The following is a 20508-nucleotide window of genomic DNA, read 5'->3' as shown; positions in this document are numbered from 1 at the left end:
TCTGCCGCAGCAGCCAAGGCTGCCGGAAACCCGCAAACAGGAGTTGGACTATGAAGTCGCATGCAAAAGTGGTGGTCGTCGGCGGCGGCTGTGTCGGAGCCTCGATCCTTTACGGGCTGACCCAGCACGGCTGCAGCGATGCGGTGATGCTGGAGCGCACCACGCTGACCTCGGGCTCTACCTGGCACGCGGCGGGCCTCTTGGTGACCTTCGTGCGCTCGCACAATATCTCCAAGATGACGATGGAAACCATCCGCATCTACGGCGAGGTGGAAAAGAAGCTGGGCACCTCTGTCGGGCTGCGCCAGGTCGGCCAGCTGCGGGTGGCCAACAGCCAGAAGCGCTGGGACGAGTTCCAGTCCTATATCTCCATCGCCGAGGCCGCGGGCGTACCCTGCCGCCTGGTGACGCCGGAGGAGATCAAAGAGATCCACCCGCTGCTGGCGCAGAGCGAAAACATCCGTGGCGGCATCCTGCATGACCAGGACGGCTATGTGAACCCGGCCGACATCACCATGGGGCTGGCCAAGCTGGCCCGCGACCAGGGTGCGACTGTCTATCAGAACACCGAGGCGCAGGGGTATGAGAAGCTGGACAACGGCCACTGGAAGGTGACCACCAGCAAGGGCGAGATCACCTGCGAGCATCTGATCTTTGCCACCGGCAACTATGCCCGCGAGAACGCCCGCCGGGTGGGGCTGGACCTGCCCTGCATCCCGATCGTGCACCAGTACTGGACCACCGAGACCGTGCCGCTGCTGAAGGAGCGCCGCGCCGAAGGCTTGCCGGAGTTCCCGATCCTGCGCGACGAGGATTACGGCGCCTACCTGCGCGAGGATGTGGGCGGCTTCCAGTTCGGGCCTTATGAGTTCAAAAAGGACCTCAAGCTGTTTGCCGAGGACCGGGTGCCGCCCGATTTCGGCGCCGACCTGCTGCCGGAGGATTTCGAGGCGGTGGAAACCCAGTGGGAGCGGGCGCTGGAGCGGGTGCCTGCCCTGGGCGAGGTGGGCATTAAGGCCAACACCCGCGGGCCGTTCCAGATGACCCCGGACGAGCTGCCGCTGTGCGGCCCGGCGCCGGGGCATGAGAACCTTTGGCTGGCCGAGGGCGTGCCGGGCGGCATCCTGTGGGGCGGCACCATGGGCGAGCGGCTGGCGCGCTGGATCGTTGACGGCCACCCCGGCATCGACATGTCCGAGATCGACCCGCGCCGGTTCGGCGACTATGCCGCCAAGCGCTGGACCATGGACAAGGTGCGCGAGACCTGGGGCACCCATATGAACGCCCATGTTCCGGGCGAGGATTTCCCCGGCGCCCGGCCGATGAAGACGATGCCGTCCTACGACCTGCTGACAGCACAAGGCGCGGTCTGGACCACCTTCAACGGCTATGAATTCCCGCGCTGGTTTGCCAGATCGCCGGAAGAGGCGGTCCCCGAGCACAGCTTCCGCCGCACCAGCCATATGGAGCTGGTGCAGGAAGAGGTGCGCGTCACTCGCGAGGAGGCCGGGTTCATCGAGATGTCGCCGATGACCAAGTTCACCGTGCGCGGCCCGGGGGCGGCCAAGTGGCTGGACGGGATCATGGCCAACAAGCTGCCCAAGGTTGGGCGGATGACGCTGGCGGTGGCGCTGAACCCGCAGGGCGGCATGGAGGGCGAATACACCATCGTCCGTTTCGGCGAGAACGACTTCTACCTGGTCTCCACCCCGAACGGGCAGGTCTACAACTGGGACTGCCTGTCGCGCCTGCTGCCGGATGACGGTTCGGTTGTGATGGAGGATATCTCGGAACAGCTGGGGGTGATTGCGCTGGCGGGGCCGAAATCGCGCGAGATCCTGCAGAATCTGACCGACAACGATCTGTCGAATGAAGCCTTCCCCTGGCTGACGGCGCAGATGGGAGAGGTGGGTTATGCCAAGGGCGTTCACCTGCTGCGCGTGAGCTACACCGGCGAGCTAGGCTGGGAGCTGCATCATCCGGCCGGCTACAACCGCCATCTGGTTGATCTGCTGCTGAAAGCGGGCGTCAAGCCCTTTGGCCTGGAAGCACTGGAATCGATGCGGCTGGAGAAGTCCTACCGCGCGATCAACCGCGAGATCTGTAAGGACATGACGCCGTTCGAGGCCGGGCTGGACCGTTTCGTGGCGCTGGAGGGGCGGCAGTTCATCGGCCGCGAGGCACTGCTGCGGCAGAAGGAGGCGGGCGGCTACCGCACGCTGGTCACCCTGAAACTGCCGTTCTGCGACACCTCGGTCCTGGCGGATGAGGGGGTCTACAAGGACGGGACACTCATCGGCCGGGTGACTTCAGGCGGGTTCTCCTACTACTGCAACCACGACATCGCGATGGCGCTGGTGCCGCAGGAGTTCACCGCCGAGGGCACATCCCTGCAGGTGATGGTCCACAACGAGATGCGCGAGGCCGAGGTGATCGGCATCTGCGCCGTCGACCCAACCAGCGCACGCGCCCGGGCCTGATCCCGACACCTGAAGGAGCGGAACATGACGGAACTGAAAACACGGGCGCCGCGCGGCGCCCGGGGCGGCCGCGCTGCGCGCGTCCAGGCCCGCACCAACCCGCCGCCGGTCTACCTGCCTGCGCTGAACCGCCAGGTCGGACCCATTGATCTCTTGGGCCCGGAAGGGGTGGAGAAGATCCACAATGCGGCGATGACGATCCTGGAGACCACTGGCATCGTGTTCCGCGATCCGGTGGCGCTGGCGGACTGGAAACGGGCCGGCGCCGATGTGCAGGGCGAACGGGTCCGCATCGACCGCGATATGCTGATGGAGCTGATCGCCTCGGTGCCGTCGGAATGGGGGTATGCCGCCCGCAACCCGGAGCGTTCGCTGCGGGTGGGCAACCGGCATTCGGTCTTTGCCAACGCCTATGGTGCGCCCTTTGTCTATGACCTGGACGGCAACCGCCGCCCCTCAACGCTGGAGGACGTGCATAACTTCTTCAAGATGAGCCAGATGAGCCAGTCGATGATGGTGCCGGGCATCCTGCCGGTGGAGCCGCAGGACGTGCCGGTGCCGCTGCGCCATCTGGAGCTGGTGCATGCGGCACTGACGCTGACCGACAAGCCGATCAAGGGGGCGGTGCAGTCGGAGCAGGCCGCGTATGACACGGTGGAGATGGTGCGCATCGTCTTTGGCGAGGAGTTCGTGGATGAGAACGTGGTTCTGGCCGCGCTGCTGAACTGCAACACGCCGCTGGTCTGGGATGAGACCATGCTGCAGTCCTTGCGGGTCTATGCCGCCGCCAACCAGCCCTGCCTGCTGTCGCCTTTTGTGCTGGCAGGCGCCTCGGCCCCGGCCAGCCCGCAGGGCGGCGTGGCGCTGCTGATTGCCGAAAGCCTGGCAGGCATGGCCTACAGCCAGATTATCCGCCGCGGCGCACCGATGGTGCTGGGGGTGGCAATCATGGGGGTGTCGATGAAGACCGGCGCGCCGATGATGGGCTCGCCCGAGCCGGGGCTAATGAACCTGCTGGTGGGGCAGATGGCGCGGTTTTACGGCGTGCCCTGGCGGACCTGCACCATGTGGACCGGATCAAAGTCGCCGGACATGCAGGCGGGTTTCGACACCGCCAACACCATGTGGCCGGCGTTGCTGGGCGGTGCCAACTATATCGTGCACTCGGCCGGTTTCCTGGAGGGCGCGCTGGGGGTCTCTTATGCGAAATGGGTGCAGGACACGATGCAACTGGAGAACTTCCACCGCTTCTTCAGCGGCCTGCAGGAAGAGAACCTGGATGCGCTGCTGGGCGACATAGAGGCGATCGGCCCCGGCGGCCATTTCCTGGGTACCGATCATACCCGCGAAAACCCGATGCACATGAACCCGCTGCAGAACAACGACAGTTTCGAGCAATGGGAGGCGGAAGGCGCCAAGACCGCGGAGATCACCGGCCGCGAGGCGGCGCGGCGGATGCTGGATAGCTATGTGCAGCCGCCGATGCCGGAGGATCAGCGCGGCGCGTTGGACGAATTTGTTGCCAAGAAACGCGCATTGTACCAAGCCTGACACTGCGGGCGCCAAAGCGTCCCTTTGACCCGGCACAAGGACAGGATTTGATCCGATGACCACATCTTCGACAAAAACGCTCTCACTCGCCGAAGTGCGGGCATTGGCCAAATCCGTCCTTGTGTCCGCGGGCATGGACGCGGCGGGCAGCGACCTGATCGCGGAGATCGTGACCAGCTCGGAACGCGACGGCCCGCGCAGCCACGGGCTGCGGATGCTGCCGGTCTATGCGCAGAGCTTCACCTCCGGCTATGCCAATGGCGCCGCCGCCCCGAAGATCGAGAAGATCGCGCCGGGCGTTCTGCGCGGCGATGGCGGCAACGGCTATTACCAGATTGCCGCCGCCGCGGCGCGGGAGGAGCTGATTGCGCTGGCGCGCGAGAACGGCATTGCCGCCTTTACCTGCGCCAACTGCCACCACCTGGGAGGCTTGCGGTTTGACACCGAGCCGCTGGCCGAGGCCGGGCTGGTGGCGCTGGCGGTGATCAACTCATTGTCGATGGTGGTGCCGCAGGGCGGCGTGCGCCCGGCGTTCGGCACCAACCCGATGTCCTTTGCCTGCCCGCGCGAGGACGGCGCGCCGGTGGTCTGGGATCAGGCAGCCTCGATGGTGGCGCTGATGGACGTCCGCATGGCGGCAGCTGAGGGCCACGACCTGCCCCGGCCTGCCGGGCTGGATCCGGAAGGCAACCCCAGCACCGACCCCAACGCCATTCTGGAAACCCGCAGCCTGCTGCCCTTTGGCGAGCATAAGGGCGCAGCGATTGCCTTCATGATCGAGGTGCTGGGCGCGGCGCTGGCGGGCGGCACGCTTTCAGTTGACAATCAGGAACGCGAATCCTTCGGGGCGCTCAACATCAAGGGCGGTGCCACCCTGATCGCGATCGACCCGGAGCGGTTCGGCAATGCCGCATTCGGTGACTACATCACCGGGATCTGCGCCGAGATCGAGGGCAACGGCACGGCCCGGGTGCCCGGCGACGGGCGGCTGAAGAAACGCGCGGCGGCAAAGGCGGACGGGGTTGCTGTCAGCACCGAACTGCTGGCGCAGCTCGATGCGTTGGCAGGGCCCGCATGAAACGGGTGGTGATTGCCGGCGGCGGCATTGTCGGCATCTCCTGCGCGCTGGCGCTGCAGGCGGACGGGCACAGCGTCACAGTTCTGGAGCCCGGTCCTGTTGGCGAGGGTGCAAGCTGGGCCTCCTGCGGTTGCATCGCAGTGGGGGAGATCGTGCCGCTGTCGCAGCCGGGCATGCTTATGAAAGTTCCGGGCTGGCTGCTGGACCCCGAGGCGCCGCTGTCGCTGCGTCCGGCCTCGGCGCTGAGGTTGCTGCCTTGGTTTGCCCGCTTCACCGCCAATTCCCTGCCCGCGCGGATGCGGGCGATTGCCGCCGATCTGGCCCGGCTGACTTTTACCGCCACCGCGGATTTCAAGGCGCAGCTTGCAGACATCGGCGCCCAGGATCTGCTGGTGGAGCGCCCGGTGATCAAGCTGTTCGATGATAAGCGGGATAAAGCCACGATGGGCCCCGCCTTTGATCTAGCGCGCAAACTGGGCTGCACCATCGACGACATCTCCGGCCAGGAAGCCCATGAGATGGAGCCGGCGCTTGCTTGGGACTTCAAATACGCTTCGGTGCTGCGCGACTGGTGCTATGTGGCAGACCCCAAGCGCCTGGTGGAACAACTGATGCGGGCCTTCGTCCAGCGCGGTGGCACGGTGCTGCCACTGGCCTGTGCGGGCTTTGAACGCGACGGCGCAAGGGTCAATGCCGTCAGGGCGTCAGACGGCCGGCTGCTGGCTGCCGATGAATTGGTGATTGCGGCAGGCGCCCATTCCAAGGGCCTTGCCAGACAGCTGGGCATCCCGCTGCAGCTGGAAGGCGTGATGGGCTATTCGACAGGCTTGCAGGATACCGGTGTGGATCTGAAGCATACGGTTTTCTACCCTGCAGGCGGGTTCGGCATCACGCCATATGAGAATGAGCTGGCGGTTGCCGGAACAGTGGAATTCGCCAGTCTCGCCGCCGCGCCCAAATGGCGCCGTGCCGATGTACTGGTCAAACGCGCCTACCGGGTGTTGCCGGATCTGCAGTACAGCCGCCGCAGCCGCCGCATGGGCCGCCGCCCCTTCACCCCCGACACCCGGCCTATTATCGGAAGAACAGGCAGACTGGCGAATGTGTCCTTTGCCACCGGCCACGGCCAGCTAGGGCTGACGCTTGGGGCTACCACCGGACGTTTAATCGCAGATGTAATCGCCGAACGACCACGGGAGACCTGGAGCAGCGTTTTCGGGCCGGACAGATTTCAGGGAACCTGAATTGTTGTTTTACCCATCCTTTTCCGCCGCAGCGCCTTGATTAGAAACACTTGGCGGGGCAAGCCAAGAATGCTGGTTTTGCAAAATTGCGCAAAAGTTAACTTTGCAATATCGCTCGCGGCCAAGGCCGCTGAAAACCGCGAGTTTCCGCACGACCTCGGCCCTAGGCTGCCCTCCAGCGGCAGTCATCAATGCTGCATCCCGCTCGTCGAATCTGCCATTCATGCATCGCACAGCACTTTCGATAACAGAATGGCGGCAATTGCAACGAAACCATCGTTCGCTGCAATTGCAGCCTGGATAGCCGAGAAGGTCGGCAATGCCCAACAGCACCTTCGCTCTCGTTAGGCCGCAACAACGGGGTTTCATTGGGCCAACTCGCCATCTAAGGTTCTGCCTCCAGCGCATACAGCCGATGAGGAGCCAGGATGCGCATCAATGTGGGAATCGCCGTGTCACTGCTGGTGGCGTTTGCGATTGGTGTGTCCACCTTCGTTGTCCACTCGCTTTGGTGGACGACTGCGCGTGGAAACAGCCAGATGCTTGCGGCTGAAATCAACAGCCAGATCGCCAATACTGTCCGGATCGAAGTCGGGCTGACCCTGCGATCAGCAGAGGCCGCGTGGGCGGCCGTGCGCACCATCTTTGTGCAGAACGTCATAGAGACTCGGCAAGCCGACAAGCGGGAGTTCGTCTTTTTGTCCCAATTGCAGGCGCAGCCTAACATTTCATGGATCATGTTCGGTTGGGAAGATGGAGATTTCTTCGCAGCCCACCGCCTGGGCGACGGTGGCCTGGAGATGATTGAAATCGACGACGCTATCCGGGACCGGATGCTGCGCTCGGACCGCTACATCTTCATTCCCGGCGACATCCAGTTCGAAGAACGCAGCTTCACTCCAACCGACTATGACCCTCGCGGCACCGGCTGGTTCCGCGATTTCATCGGCAGCGACGGCCCGGATTGGGTCGATGCGCAGGATTTGCCCGGCACCCGCAAAGAAGCCTATGCCTTTGCCGGCCCGGTCGACGTGTTCCGCAGGCGGCAAGGCGTATTGGCGGTTGTCATCGAGACGGACCGGCTGTCACGTTTCCTTGGCACGCTGCAGCCTGGCGGGTTTGGCGCGGCCTTCATTCTGGACGCGGATGGAAAGGTCATCGCCGTGCCTGACCCGAATGCGGATGAGATCACGCCTGCGCGCATGGGCGAGGGGGCGCTTTTTGAAGTCGCCAAACTGGCGGGGGAACAGCTTCTGGGGCCATCTTCTACTCGTTCAGGTCCGGATGCGGCGACCCGGATCGTCAGCGGCGGCGTGCCCCACGCAGTGGCGCTGACACCGCTTGGGTTCTACGGCTGGCGTGTTGCAACAGTAATCCCGGAATCGGCGTTTCTGTCGGAGATCGACCGTACCTTGATGCGGCTCATCTACGTGCTGATCGGCGCCGTGCTTGTTGCGACCGGCCTGGCGATCTGGCTTGTGCGGCGGGTCGTTTCAACGCCTCTGGCGCGGATCGTTGACGACCTGAACAAGGTCGAGCGCTTTGATGTTGAACAGGTCGAGCCCCGGAAATCCAAGCTGAAGGAGCTTTCAGACCTTTCAGCCGCAACTGCCAGTATGGCTGCAGGGCTTTCGGCCTTTCGCAAGTATCTGCCGGCCGACCTGGTCCGGATGCTGCTGGCCGAGGGCATCCGTACCCAGCCTGGAGGCAGCATGAAGCAGATTTCGGTGCTGTTCTGTGATGTCGCCGGATTCACCGGCCTTTCGGAGCGGCTGGGCACAAAGATCATTCCGCTGATGGAAACCTACTTCAGTGCTGCGTCGGCTGCCATTACCCGCCACGAGGGCACCATCGACAAGTTTATCGGTGATGGGCTGATGGCCTTCTGGGGAGCGCCGCGCCGCAATTCGAGCCACGCTGAAAACGCCTGCCGTGCAGCTCTCGACCTTGTCTCGGCTGTCGCCGCGACCGGCATAAAGGACGACGCGGGCCGTCCGCTGCGCATTCGGCTCGGTCTGAACTCCGGCGAGGCGCTGGTCGGGAATATCGGCTCTGAGCAGCGGCTGAACTACACGGCATTGGGTGACGCCGTGAACATCGCAAGCCGGCTGGAAGGGGCTAACAAGCTCTATGGAACAACGATTCTGATCGGGCCGGAAACGCGGCAGGCGGCCGGCAGCAAGATCGTGGTGCGGGAGCTGGACACGCTTGCGGTGTTCGGACGGGCTGAGGGAATTGTTGTCTTTGAGCTGATTGCGATGTCCGATGATTTAGAAGGTCCGCGGGCCTGGATTGAGGCCTATGAAGACGGGCTTGCGCGGTACCGGCAAAGAGATTTTGACGCAGCGATTGCAGCCTTTGAGAGGGCGGAGGCAGAACGCGGCGGTGATCCCGCCTCTGCGGTCATGAAACGGCGTGCCGCCGCATTTTCCTTCGCGCCGCCAGCAGATGACTGGACAGGCGTTGCGATCGCCGACGCGAAGTGAGCCGTCAAGAAAAAAATGGCTAACCAATCTCCGTTCTCCAAACGTTTTCAGGCAGGGTAACACCTGTCTGCTGGGTGCCGATGGCTTTGAACTTTGATCGATTTTAGGCCACAAAGTGACTAAATGCATGCGGAAGCGGATATGCGCGGCAGTCCACTGGCTGGCCGGGTCGGAATGCGAGGTGAACTTGGGCTGGACCTCGCTAGCCGCGCCGAACGCGGCCTCGTCCAGCGTTTCGAGATACTCGCGCAAGGCGCGGGGCGCGTCAGCCGGGCCAATCCTCACAACGTCCCATTCCTCCGTCGGCGTTGAGTTCTGCTTGTTGGCATCTGCCTCAATCAGGCTCGCGTCGATGGCCATGCGCTGACTAGACCTCCCTCGAAGCAGCGCACGACTCTCATCTCGAACTAATGCTGCAACAGTTCGCTGTTGCAGAGCCGGCCATGGCGGTTCTTCGAAAACGTCGAGTGGTCCGGAACCCGGTCACTCAGATCATGCCGACAAAACCACCGGTACGCCAAGTTCAGATGCGCCTCCTCGCAAAGACTGCTTTGCTCTGGGACCCGAGCCTTTGCAGCGCTCGTCCTGATCGCCTGTTCGAGGGTCTGCAGATCCCGAGCTTTCAGCTAGTGACCGGGCTCTATCCGGATACCGACTGCAACGGCATCCGGACGTAACCAGGAAATGCGGATATTTGCAGAATGTGTTTCTGGCCGGGGCTTAGAAATCGACCTCGATGGCGATGCCCTTCTCGACCGCCACCTCAACGACCGAGGCTGCGACGGCCAGGTCCTGCAGGCCGACGCCGGTGCCGTCGAACAGGGTGATCTGCTCGTCCGAGGTGCGGCCCGGATTGGTGCCGTTGATGACCGCGCCGATCTGGGCGACGTCTGCCTCCTGGATCAGGCCCTGGCCCATTGCGTGCTGCGCCTCGCCGATGGAAACGGACTGGGCAACCTCATCGGTGAACACGTCTGCCTTGACAAGCAGCTGCGGGTCCACTTCCTGCTTGCCCTTGGTGTCGGTGCCCATGCAGGCGACGTGGGTGCCGGGGCTGACCTGATCGGCCTTCAGGATCGCGTCAAAGGACGAGGTGATCGAGATGATCACATCCGCTTCGCGCATGCCATCCAGTTCAACCGCTTCAAAGGGCAGCCCTGCTTCCTCCGCCACCTCTTGCAGGTTCGGCAGCATCTCCGGGTGCAGGTTCCAGCCGATGACTTTCTCGAAGCTGCGCTGCTCCAGCGCCGCGCGCAGCTGGAACTTGGCCTGGTGGCCTGCGCCGATCATGCCGATAACCTTGGCGTCCTGGCGGGCCAGGTGCTTGATCGACACCGAGGAGGCGGCCGCGGTGCGCAGCGCGGTCAAGAGGTTGCCGCCCACCATCGCCTTCACTTTGCCGGTGTCCGGGTCGAACAGGAAAACGGTGGACTGGTGGTTGATCAGCCCGCGCTTCTCCAGGTTGTTCGGCCAGTAGCCGCCGGCCTTGAGGCCCAGGGTGAGGCCTGCGCGGTCAAAGCCGCCCTTGAAGCCGTAAAGCGCGTCCTCGTGGCCGATCGCCTCGCGCACCACGGGGAAGTTGTAGGCATCTCCCGAGGCCATGGCGGCAAAGACCTTCTCGACCGCATCGAACGAGGCTTCGCGGGTCACCAGGTCCGCAATCGCCTTTTCCGGAACGATATACATGTCTGTTTCTCCTCAACAAAAAAGCCGGCGGAGGGCGGCATGCGCACCTCCGCCAGTTCGGGGATGGTTCGGTTAGTAGGCCTTGCCGCGGGCCGAGACGGGCCAGACGGTTTCAACCTTGCCGTTGCGGACGCCGACATACCAGTCATGCACGTTGGCGGTCGGGTCGCAGTGGCCGGGCACCAGGCGCAGCTTGTCGCCCACCTTCAGCGCACCGGAGGGATCAGAGACCACACCGTGCTCGTCCGAGCACTTGATGTACTCCACATCGTCACGGCCGAAGATGAAGGGCAGGCCGCTGTCGACTGACTGTGCCTTAAGGCCCGCATCCACGATGGCCTTGTCGGCCTTGGCGTGGCTCATCACCTGGGTGTAGAGGAAGAAAGCGTTTTCCCACTCGCCCTGGTCGATCCGGTTGCCGTCCTTGTCCAGAATGCGGCCGTAGTCCGCGTCCATGAAGGCGTAGGAGCCGCACTGCAATTCGTTGTACACGCCGGAGTTCGATTCAAAGTAGTAGGAGCCGGTGCCGCCGCCGGAGACCAGATCGCACTCGATGCCTTCGGCCTTCAGGCCCTCAACCGCATCGGCAACCTGCGCGATGGCGATGTCCAGCTTGGCCTTGCGGTCCTCGTAGCTGTCCATGTGCTGCATCGCGCCCTGATAGGCCTGGATGCCGGAGAACTTGAGGTTCTCAGCCGCGTTCACCGCCTTGGCGATTTCGACAACCGCCTCGGTGGTGGTCACGCCGCAGCGGCCGGCGCCGCAGTCGATCTCGACGAACACTTCCAGCTCGGTGCCGTGCTTCTGCGCCGCTGCCGACAGGTCAGCCACGTTGTCCAGATCGTCAACGCAGACGATGGTGCGGGCGCCCAGCTTGGGCAGGCGGGCCAGACGGTCGATTTTCTGCGGGTCGCGCACCTGGTTGGAAACCAGAATGTCCTTGATGCCGCCGCGGGCAAAGACCTCGGCCTCGGACACCTTCTGGCAGCAGACGCCAACCGCGCCGCCCAGGGATTCCTGCAGCTTGGCCACATCCACCGACTTGTGCATCTTGCCGTGCACCCGGTGCCGCATGCCATGCGCCTTGGCATAGTCGCCCATCTTCTTGATGTTGCGCTCCAGCGCGTCCAGGTCGAGGACCAGCGCCGGGGTCTGGATGTCAGCCTCGTCCATGCCCGGGATCGCCGGGACATCATAGCCGACTTCAAGCTCTTCGAATTTGGTCTGTGCGTTCATGTTTCTATTCCCCAGTTTAGCTGTTCATCCAGGGCAGCTTGTCGAGGTCGACATTGCCGCCGGTGACGATCAGGCCCACGCGTTTGCCCGCGAAGGCGTCTTTGTTTTTGAGAATGGTGGCGAGCGGCACCGCAGAGGACGGTTCCATCACGATGCGCAGGTGCTTCCAGATCAGCTTCATCGCGTCGATGATCTCGGCATCCGAGGCGGTGTAGATTTCGCTCACGTGGTTGCTGACGAAATGCCAGGTCAGCTCCTTCAGCGGCACCAAGAGGCCGTCGGCAATGGTCTTGGGCGCGTCATCGGCGATAATGTAGCCCGCCTTGAAGCTGCGGTAGGCGTCATCGGCCTGCTCCGGCTCTGCCGCGATCACCTTGGTTTCCGGTGCCAGCGTCGACAGCGTCAGGCAGGTGCCCGAGATCATGCCGCCGCCGCCGATCGGGGCCACAACCAAGTCGAGGCCGCCGGTCTGCTCCACGAATTCCTTGGCGCAGGTGCCCTGCCCCGCAATCACGCGCGGGTCGTTGTAGGGATGCACGAAATCACCGCCGGTTTCGGCCTGCACCTTGGCAAAGGTCTCCTCGCGCGAGGAGGTCGAGGGCTCGCACTCGGTGATCCGCCCGCCATAGCGGCGCACGGTGTCCTTCTTGGCCTGCGGCGCAGTGCGCGGCATGACCACGTTGCAGGGAATGCCGCGCAGCATGGCTGCGTAGGACAGGCAGGAGGCATGGTTGCCCGAGGAATGCGTTGCCACGCCTTTCTTCGCCTGCTCTTCGTCCAGCCCGAACACCGCGTTGGCAGCGCCGCGCACCTTGAAAGCGCCCGGTTCCTGGAAGTTCTCACACTTGAAGAACAGCTCAGCCCCGGTCAGCTCATTCAGGTAATCGGAGGTGCGCACCGGCGTGCGGCGGATATGGGGCTGGATGCGCTCATGCGCAGCCAGCATGTCCTCATAGGTCGGGATATACATCGCGGTATCCTTCATCAGGCGGCAGCCTTGGTGCTGTTGGCGGTGTTGCCGCGGTAGTAGTCCTGTGCAGCCGCCACGCCGGAGCCCAGCGGGATGTTCAGGCCAAGGTCGGCCATGACCATTTCGGCGGTCGCAATGCCCGACAGCGCCATCACGTCGGTCAGGCTGCCCAGGTGGCCAATGCGGAACACTTTGCCCGCGACCTCGCCCAGGCCGGTGCCAAAGGCGACGCCGTATTTCTCGGCCGCCAGGCTGACGAACTTGTTGGCGTCAAAGCCGTCCGGCGTGCGGATCGCGCTGACGCTGTCGGAGTAGACGTCCGGCGACACGGCGCAAAGCTCCAGCCCCCAGGCGCGGACCGCGGCGCGGACGCCCTCGGCAATCCGGTGGTGGCGGGCAAAGACGTTCTCCAGCCCTTCATCCAGCAGCATACCACAAGCCATGTTCAGACCGTTCAGCAAACCGACAGAGGGCGTATAGGGATAAGCGCTGTTGGCATAGCCGGCGGCCATGTCCTTGATATCGAAGAAGGTGCGCGGCAGGGTCGCGGTCTCGGCAGCTTTCATCGCCTTGGGTGAGAAACCAACGATGGCCAGGCCCGGCGGCAGCATGAAACCCTTTTGCGAGCCGGTGACGGCGATGTCGACGCCCCATTCATCCATCCGGAAGTCCATCGAGGCGATCGAGGACACGCCATCAACGAACAGCAGCGCCGGGTGGCCTGCAGCGTCCAGTGCGCGGCGGACTGCGGCGATGTCGGATTTCACACCGGTTGCGGTCTCGTTGTGGGTCGCCAGAACCACCTTGATCTCGTGCGATTTGTCGGCGGTCAGGATTTCCTCGTAACGGTCCGCCGGAATGCCCTCCCCCCAGGGGGTTTCGACGACCTGAACGTCCAGCCCGTGGCGCTGGCACATGTCGATCCAGCGGTGGCTGAACATGCCGTTGCGTGCGGCCAGGATCTTGTCGCCTGCGTTCAGCGTGTTGGTGATCGCGGTTTCCCAGCCGCCGGTGCCGGTCGACGGAAAGACAAAGATCTCGGCGGTTTCGCTTTTCAGAACCTTCTTCACACCGGCCAGTGCCGGATGCAGGATCTGTCCGAACAGCGGCGAACGGTGGTCCAGCGTCGGCATGTCCACCGCCTTGCGCAGCGCTTCGGGCATATTGGTCGGACCGGGAATGAAAACCGGATTTTGAAAGCTCATGTCGTGCCCTCCTGTGGCGATTTCCTTCACTTTAGAGACAAGACTTACGCAGGGAAATTTTTTTGAAAAAAGCTTTCAGAAACGCAAAAATATGTGATTTTCACCATAAATTCAAAGGCTTTAGTTTTTTCACTGTACAGAAACGATTTTCAGTTTTATCCATAAGCTGCTTATTGAAATGCCTCGGGAGGCTTGAAAATGCCGCAAGCACCGCGCCGCAAGGGCCGCCCCAAAAGCTTTGATTCCGCCAGCCAGCCGGCCACCATTCAATCGCTTGACCGGGCGCTGGACGTGCTCGACGCGCTGGCCGGCGCCAGCGGCATGACGCTGACCGAACTGTCCACGGCGCTGGATCAGTCGGCGGCCACCATGTACCGGGTGCTGGCCACCCTGGCGGCGCGCCAGATCGTCGAGATGGATCCGCAGTCCCAGACCTGGCACATCGGCGCGATGGCCTTTCGCCTCGGCTCCGCCTTCTTGCGCCGTTCCAGCGTGATCGAGCGGGCGCGGCCGGTGATGCGCGAGCTGATGGAGGCCACCGGCGAGACCTCCAACCTCGGCATCGAGCGCGGCGGCGACGTGATGTTCGTGAGCCAGGTGGAAACCCATGAATCCATCCGCGCCTTCTTTCCGCCCGGCACCACCTCGCCGATGCATGCTTCGGGCATCGGAAAGGCGCTGCTCAGCTGTTTCGGGGAAGATCAGCTGGCCCGATTCCTGCGCGGCCGGACTCTGGAGCGGTTCACAGAAAAGACTCTGACGTCCGTAGAGGCGCTTCGCGCTGATCTGGCCAGGATCCGAAGCCGCGGCTGGTCCTTTGATGATGAGGAAAAGGCGCCGGGCATGCGTTGCGTCGCAGCGCCTGTCTTCGGCATGCAGGGAGAGGTGCTGGCGGGGATCTCCATCTCCGGCCCCACTGCGCGGATGCCGGATGGGGGCATCAACGGCATTGGCGCCCTGGTCAAGGACGCTGCAGAGAAACTGTCTTACGGATTGGGGGCGCCGGCAGCGGATCAGACCCCGCCCGGCTGACCAGCCGGGCAGCGCCCGGGCACATTTTCAGGCCGGGCGCTCCCCCGCCGTTAGCGCAACGGCGCCAGCGGCATGTGCCGGTTCACGTCCTTGTACAGCAGGTAGCGGAACTTGCCCGGGCCGCCTGCATAACATGCCTGCGGGCAGAAGGCGCGCAGCCACATGTAATCGCCGGCCTCAACCTCGACCCAGTCCTGGTTCAGCCGGTAGACCGCCTTGCCCTCCAGCACATAAAGCCCGTGCTCCATCACATGAGTCTCGGCAAAGGGGATCACCGCGCCGGGTTCAAAGGTGACGATGGTCACATGCATGTCGTGGCGCAGGTCGTTGGGGTCCACGAACCGGGTGGTTGCCCACTTACCTTCGGTTTCCGGCATCGGGGTCGGATCGACGTGGTTTTCGTTGGTGACAAAGGCCTCCGGCGCGTCCAGCCCGGCAACCGCCTGATAAGCCTTGCGGATCCAGTGGAACCGTACCGGTGCGCCGGTGTTGTTGCGCAAGCTCCAGCTGGACTGCGGCGGCAGGAAGGCATAGCCGCCCTCCCCCATCTCATGCGTGGTGCCGTCGATGGTCAGGGTCATGGCGCCTTGCACCACGAACAGCACCGCCTCGGTGCCCGGCTCGGTTTCCGGCCGGTCGCTGCCGCCGCCGGGCTGCACTTCGGCAATGTACTGGGAAAACGTTTCGGCAAAGCCGGACAGAGGCCGCGACAGCACCCAGAAGCGGGCCTTGTCCCAGAATGGCAGCAGGCTCGCCACGATATCGCTCATCGTGCCCTTGGGGATCACCGCATAGGCCTCGGTGAACATGGCGCGGTCGGTGAGCAGCTGGGTCTGCGGCGGCAGCCCGCCTTCCGGCGCGTAATAGGATCGTTTGGTCATGGGCTGCCTTTCCTGCTGAAGTGCTGCCCCATTGATACCCGGCTGCCCCGCGCAACCGAACTTATTTCCGTATCAAGATTACCTGAAGGATTATTTCGGAATTTTTGAAGGCAGGTAAAGGCACCTACCCGCCGCCGATATCCTCCGGCGCGATGGAGACGGTTTTGACAATCGCATGGCATTCCGCGCCCGGCTCCAGCCCCAGCGCCTGCGCTGACCGGCGGGTGACACGGGCCAGCACCCGGCCCGCTGGCGTCGTCAGCGAGACCATGGCGCCCGGTCCGCCGCCTGTGCGCAAATGCTCGACGGTGCCCGGCAGGATGTTGAGCGCTGACAGCCCTTCCGGGCGCTGGCGCGACAGGATCACCTCATGCGCTGATATCCTGATCCGGACCAGACTGCCGGGTGCTTTGGCAATCTGCGGCAGGAACAGCGGCACACCGCCTGCGTCCAGTTCCGTCAGCCCGTCACTGTGATGCCTGGCAACCCGTGCCTGCAGCAATGCGCCCGCCGCTCGGACACCTGCAGGCATCACCGCGGGGTCGCCCAGAACCTCGGCTGCTGTTCCCTGCCGCTGCACCTTGCCGTCCTGCAGCGCAACCACGGTGGTTGCCAGACGGGCGACTTCGGCGGCGGAGTGGCTGACGTATAGCATCGGAATGCCGATTTCATCCCGGAGCCGTTCGAAATAGGGCATTATCTCCGCTTTGCGGGCCTCGTCCAGCGCCGACAGCGGTTCATCCGCCAGGATCATCCGCGGCGCAGCCAGCAGCGCGCGGCCAATGGCGACACGCTGCTTTTCGCCGCCTGACAGCCCTCCGGGACGGCGTTGCAGCAGCGGGCCGATGCCCAGCAGCTCCACCACCCGGTCCAAGCTTTCGCGCTTGGCGTCCCGCGGCGCAAACCACTGCCCGAAAGCCAGGTTCTGCCGCACCGTCAGATGCGGGAACAGCCGCCCTTCCTGAAAGACATAGCCCATGCGGCGCTTGTGCGGCGGCAGCCAATGCCGCCGGGTGGTGTCAAACAGCACCTCGCCATTCAGCGTCACCCGGCCCTGATCCGGCCTGATGAGCCCGGCCACCGCCTGGATGACTGTGGTCTTGCCGGTGCCGGAGCGGCCGAACAGCACCGTGACGCCCGGCGGCGCCTCGAACTGCACATCCAGCCCGAACCCCGGCAGCGCATGTTGCAGAGAGACGGACAGCATCAGCGTCCCCCGGCCCGGTCAGCTGCCCGGCGCGCCAGCAGCTCCGACAGCAGCAGAGCGGTCAACGCGATGGCAATCGATATCAGCGTCAGCCGCAGCGCCGCTGTCTCGCCGCCCGGGACCTGCAGGAACGTATAGATCGCGGAGGGCAGCGTCTGGGTCTGGCCCGGGATGCTGGAGACAAAAGTGATGGTGGCGCCGAACTCGCCCATTGCCTTGGCAAAACCCAGCACCGTGCCGGCAATCAGACCGGGCAGGATCATCGGCAGGGTGATGGTGGCAAAACACATCAGGCGCGATGCGCCCAAGGTGGCGGCGGCCTGTTCCAGCTTGGGGTCCACCGCCTCCACGGACAGGCGGATCGCCCGTACCATCAGCGGAAAGGCCATGATGCCAGCCGCCAGCGCCGCCCCGGTCCAGCGGAACGCAAAGACAATGCCGATTTGCTGCAGCGCTTCTCCGACCGGGCCTTTGGTGCCGAACACCATCAGCAGCAGATAGCCGGTCACCACCGGCGGCAGGATCAGCGGCAGGTGCACCAGGCTGTTGACGATCTGCTTGCCGGGAAACTGCCAGCGTGCCAGCGCATAGGCGGCAAAAACCGCCAGCGGCAGCGCCGCCAGCGTTGCCCAGATCGAAACCCGCAGCGACAGCATGACTGCCTGCCATTCCTCAGGTCCCAGCCATGCAGTTTCAGCGCTCACTCCTCCGGCACTCCAAAACCGTGCTTCCGGAAGATGCTCCTTGCGGCGGGGCCGCGCAGGTATTCCAGAAATGCCCGGGCCTCAGCCGTATTGCCGCTCGTCACCACCGCAGCCGGGTAAATGACCGGAGGGTGGCTGCCTTCCGGAAAGTCTGCGATCACCGTGACGCCGGATTCCGCGCGTGCATCGGTGGCATAGACAACCCCCATCGGAGCCTCGCCCGAGGCAACCAGCGCCAGCGCGGCCCGCACATTGGCGGATTGGGCCACCTTGGGCGCCACCGCAGGCCATTGCCCCAGCGTCGTCAGCGCTGCCTTGCCATAGATGCCCGCAGGCACCGCATCCACCAGCGCCATGGCCAGGCGCCCCTCGCCCAGCAGCCCGGCCAGATCGGCTGCCGCCAGATCCAGGGGCGGCACACCGCTGCCATAGGCAATCAGAACCAGGGCGTTCTCCAGCAAGTCGACACGGGAGGCGGAGTCGATCAGTCCTTCCTCTTGCAGGACATTCATCCAGCCGGGGTTGGCGGAGATGAAAATATCAGCGGGGGCGCCAAGCTGGATCTGCCGGGCCAGGGCTGGAGAGCCGGCATAGGAGAGAGTCACGTTATGGCCGGTGTCTGCCAGGTAGGTCACGGCGGTTTCATCCAGTGCGGTTTTGGTGCTGGCGGCCGCAAAGACGGTTATCCCGGCCTGCCCCATGCCTGCCAGCCCGAGGAAGATGGCACCCGCGGCAAAAAGGCTCCGCCAGAGGCCCGGCGAAGCCATTGAATTGAAATATTGGGCCAGTTTATCCGTCATGTCCCTTTAGGGACTACCCCCGCTGTCCGGTCCGGGCAAACTGTATTTTCCGGCAGCCGCTGTGCAGGCCCAAGTTCCGGAGCCCCCGTTGCGGATGCCTGCAGGTCAGAACAGGTCGACCACGCCTGCGCCGCCGGCTGCGGGCGCGGGGGCAGGTGCCGGGCGGGCGGCAGCGCGCTGCTCCAGTTCGCCGAGTTTGCGGTCATCCTGGACATGAGTCTGCTGGGCCGCACCGGAGCAGGCGTGGAAACGCACCCGGCGCGCCGAGGTGCCGCCTACGCTGGAGGAGACACAAGGAATGCCTTCATCGCGCAGAAAACGCTGGACAAAGTCGGCATTCGCCGCACCGATGTCCGACAGGTTTGCCGACATTTTCGCGCCTCCGAACACCTTGGCCTTCAGATTGGAACGGATGGCGCCTTTCTTGAGAATGCCGTTGATCAGCAGCTCCATCGCATGGATGCCATAGCGGGCATTGGCAGCTCCGCCCTGGCGGGCGTTGGCCAGCAGGAAATGATTCATCCCGCCTACACCATTTTCCGGATCGTAAATGCAGGCTGCAATGCACGAGCCTAGGACCGTGGAGAACATAATCTTCGGATCCGTGCTCACCCGGTATTCCCCTTGCAGAACCGTAACGGATTTCGAATTGGCGAAAACTGTGGTCAAAGTCTGGTCCCTTCCTGCGGTTCGATCAGGCCTTGCTGGCCTGTAGTAGTGTATTGGCCATCCGGGCCAGAGGTACCTGCTGCTGGGCAGCACCCATCTCCCAAGCCACTCGCGGCATGCCGTAGACCACCGAGGACTTTTCGTCCTGGGCAAAGGTCTTGGCGCCCGCCTTGCGCAGTTCCAGAAGCCCCCTGGCCCCGTCCTGGCCCATGCCGGTCAGGATGGTGGCAACAACGTCCTTCCCGTATGGCACGGCAGAGGTGAACAGAGCGTCAACAGAAGGGGTGTGGCCGGAAATATCCGGACCTGCCTTCATCCGCAGCCGCAGCGGCTTGCGGCTGGTGATGCCCATATGGCGGCGCTGGCCGGCGGCGATATAAACATGGCCGGGCTCCAGCGTGATGCCGTCTTCGGCGGCCCGGACCCGGGCCGGGCAAATGCGGTCCAGCAGCGACACAAGGCCGGTGCCGAAGTTCTTGCCGGTGTGCTGCACGATCAGGGTCGGCGGGCAGTCGAAGGGAAAGCCGACCAGCACATTGCGCAGCGCTTCCACCCCGCCGGTCGAAGAACCGATCAGGATAAGCTTCTTGCTGCCTCCGGCCGCTGCGGCCGGCCGGGAAGCCGAGGCGCCAGCAGCAGCCCTGGGACTGCGGCGCGGCGCATTGATCATCATGTCGAAATACTGGGCGAACTGGCTGGGGTGATCGGACTTGGTCAGCTCGAAGATGCCTGCGCCGACATCCAGAAGCGGCGAGGACTTGCGTGCCGGCGTGGCGCCCTGGGTTTCCATCACGGAGACCCAGCGGGTGTCCATGGCGGAGAACAGCGCCATCATCATTTCAAATTCGGGCAGCTTGGTGAACCCGTCCTCGACAAAGGCAAAAACCGGCTGTGCGGCCTCGGCCTGATTGTAAGCCATCATCAGGTTGTTGGCCAACAGCACCTTCATGCCGGGATAAGCGGATTCCATATAGCCCTGCAAGGTGCGGGCAAAGTTGCGGTCTGTGGTAATGATCAATAAGTTACGCGAAGACAATGGTTTCCCCAGTCAAATTGCAGTGCCCTCAGAATTGCAGGCACAGGTTGCCATAGTCTGAAGGCGCCACCGTTTTCGGCGGCGCCTCCGGTGAGTGTTCAGAAGTCCTGCCAGAGATCGCGGGCGGCATTGCCGCTGCTGGCCGCAGGCGCAGGCGCCGGGCTGGCCTCGATCTCCCAGTTGTCCCCGCCATGCGCCGAGGGGGCCGGCTTGGCGGCCGGGGCGGGGGCTGCAGCCGGGGAG

The 20508-nt window shown here is 63.9% G+C and carries 17 protein-coding genes and 1 pseudogene; 7 read left to right on the top strand and 11 right to left on the bottom strand.

Features of this window, described 5'->3' with window-relative positions; genetic code table 11:
- The first annotated feature begins 50 nt into the window (after window positions 1-50).
- The 6 genes from AC58NV_RS20230 (at window position 51) to AC58NV_RS20205 (ending at window position 8839) form a co-directional block, all read left to right on the top strand.
- Window positions 51-2480 carry a GcvT family protein gene (locus tag AC58NV_RS20230; protein ID WP_497228743.1) on the top strand — a complete coding sequence of 810 codons (2430 nt, stop codon included), beginning with the start codon at window positions 51-53 and terminating at the stop codon, window positions 2478-2480.
- A 24-nt stretch (window positions 2481-2504) separates the two neighbouring features.
- The gene (locus AC58NV_RS20225; protein ID WP_497228742.1) at window positions 2505-4031 is read left to right on the top strand and encodes a trimethylamine methyltransferase family protein; all 1527 of its coding nucleotides are present in this window, start codon (window positions 2505-2507) and stop codon (window positions 4029-4031) included.
- Between the two features lie 55 nt (window positions 4032-4086).
- Entirely contained in the window at window positions 4087-5109 is a 1023-nt protein-coding gene (locus AC58NV_RS20220) for an Ldh family oxidoreductase (RefSeq protein WP_497228741.1), read from the top strand.
- Window positions 5106-6353, top strand: a complete 1248-nt coding sequence (locus AC58NV_RS20215) for an NAD(P)/FAD-dependent oxidoreductase (RefSeq protein ID WP_497228740.1) — start codon at window positions 5106-5108, stop codon at window positions 6351-6353. Before AC58NV_RS20220 ends, AC58NV_RS20215 begins: the two co-directional genes overlap by 4 nt.
- 69 nt (window positions 6354-6422) lie before the next feature.
- Complete coding sequence (locus tag AC58NV_RS20210; protein WP_497228739.1) at window positions 6423-6701, top strand: hypothetical protein; 279 nt, start codon at window positions 6423-6425, stop codon at window positions 6699-6701.
- A gap of 80 nt (window positions 6702-6781) precedes the next feature.
- The gene (locus tag AC58NV_RS20205) at window positions 6782-8839 is read left to right on the top strand and encodes an adenylate/guanylate cyclase domain-containing protein (RefSeq protein WP_497228738.1); all 2058 of its coding nucleotides are present in this window, start codon (window positions 6782-6784) and stop codon (window positions 8837-8839) included.
- 144 nt (window positions 8840-8983) lie between these two features.
- Here the strand turns inward: AC58NV_RS20205 and AC58NV_RS20200 are convergent.
- From AC58NV_RS20200 to bhcA, 5 genes and pseudogenes are all read right to left on the bottom strand, one after another.
- A pseudogene (locus AC58NV_RS20200) lies at window positions 8984-9402 on the bottom strand (transposase); the annotation flags it as partial.
- Between the two features lie 157 nt (window positions 9403-9559).
- A complete protein-coding gene (gene bhcD, locus AC58NV_RS20195) occupies window positions 9560-10525 on the bottom strand; it encodes an iminosuccinate reductase BhcD (protein ID WP_497228737.1) in 966 nt (321 codons plus the stop codon).
- 72 nt (window positions 10526-10597) lie between these two features.
- On the bottom strand, window positions 10598-11761 hold the full coding sequence (gene bhcC, locus AC58NV_RS20190) for a 3-hydroxy-D-aspartate aldolase BhcC (protein ID WP_497228736.1): 1164 nt from the start codon (window positions 11759-11761) through the stop codon (window positions 10598-10600).
- Window positions 11762-11777: 16 nt separating this feature from the next.
- Complete coding sequence (gene bhcB / locus AC58NV_RS20185; protein WP_497228735.1) at window positions 11778-12746, bottom strand: beta-hydroxyaspartate dehydratase BhcB; 969 nt, start codon at window positions 12744-12746, stop codon at window positions 11778-11780.
- Window positions 12746-13936 carry an L-aspartate--glyoxylate aminotransferase BhcA gene (gene bhcA, locus AC58NV_RS20180; protein ID WP_497228734.1) on the bottom strand — a complete coding sequence of 397 codons (1191 nt, stop codon included), beginning with the start codon at window positions 13934-13936 and terminating at the stop codon, window positions 12746-12748. Before bhcA ends, bhcB begins: the two co-directional genes overlap by 1 nt.
- A 198-nt stretch (window positions 13937-14134) precedes the next feature.
- Here bhcA and bhcR point away from each other — a divergent pair, with 198 nt between their 5' ends.
- The gene (gene bhcR, locus AC58NV_RS20175; RefSeq protein WP_497228733.1) at window positions 14135-14968 is read left to right on the top strand and encodes an HTH-type transcriptional regulator BhcR; all 834 of its coding nucleotides are present in this window, start codon (window positions 14135-14137) and stop codon (window positions 14966-14968) included.
- Window positions 14969-15018: 50 nt separating this feature from the next.
- Here bhcR and AC58NV_RS20170 read toward each other — a convergent pair whose 3' ends face one another.
- The 6 genes from AC58NV_RS20170 to AC58NV_RS20145 all read right to left on the bottom strand — a co-directional run bounded on the left by AC58NV_RS20170 (window position 15019) and on the right by AC58NV_RS20145 (window position 20199).
- On the bottom strand, window positions 15019-15849 hold the full coding sequence (locus AC58NV_RS20170) for a bifunctional allantoicase/(S)-ureidoglycine aminohydrolase (protein ID WP_497228732.1): 831 nt from the start codon (window positions 15847-15849) through the stop codon (window positions 15019-15021).
- A 124-nt stretch (window positions 15850-15973) separates the two neighbouring features.
- Window positions 15974-17056, bottom strand: a complete 1083-nt coding sequence (gene modC / locus AC58NV_RS20165; RefSeq protein WP_497228731.1) for a molybdenum ABC transporter ATP-binding protein — start codon at window positions 17054-17056, stop codon at window positions 15974-15976.
- On the bottom strand, window positions 17056-17760 hold the full coding sequence (gene modB / locus AC58NV_RS20160; protein WP_497228730.1) for a molybdate ABC transporter permease subunit: 705 nt from the start codon (window positions 17758-17760) through the stop codon (window positions 17056-17058). The genes modC and modB overlap by 1 nt, the downstream gene beginning before the upstream one ends.
- Window positions 17757-18560 (bottom strand): molybdate ABC transporter substrate-binding protein, encoded by an 804-nt coding sequence (gene modA / locus AC58NV_RS20155; RefSeq protein WP_497228729.1) that lies wholly within the window; start codon window positions 18558-18560, stop codon window positions 17757-17759. Before modA ends, modB begins: the two co-directional genes overlap by 4 nt.
- 105 nt (window positions 18561-18665) lie before the next feature.
- Window positions 18666-19229 carry a chemotaxis protein CheD gene (locus AC58NV_RS20150; RefSeq protein ID WP_497228728.1) on the bottom strand — a complete coding sequence of 188 codons (564 nt, stop codon included), beginning with the start codon at window positions 19227-19229 and terminating at the stop codon, window positions 18666-18668.
- A 25-nt stretch (window positions 19230-19254) separates the two neighbouring features.
- Entirely contained in the window at window positions 19255-20199 is a 945-nt protein-coding gene (locus tag AC58NV_RS20145; protein ID WP_497228816.1) for a CheB methylesterase domain-containing protein, read from the bottom strand.
- Between the last annotated feature and the right edge of the window lie 309 nt (window positions 20200-20508).

The sequence above is a fragment of the Leisingera sp. ANG49 genome (genome assembly GCF_059694505.1).
Note: the sequence above shows the minus strand (reverse complement) of the source record. Positions and strands in the feature narration are given on the sequence as shown.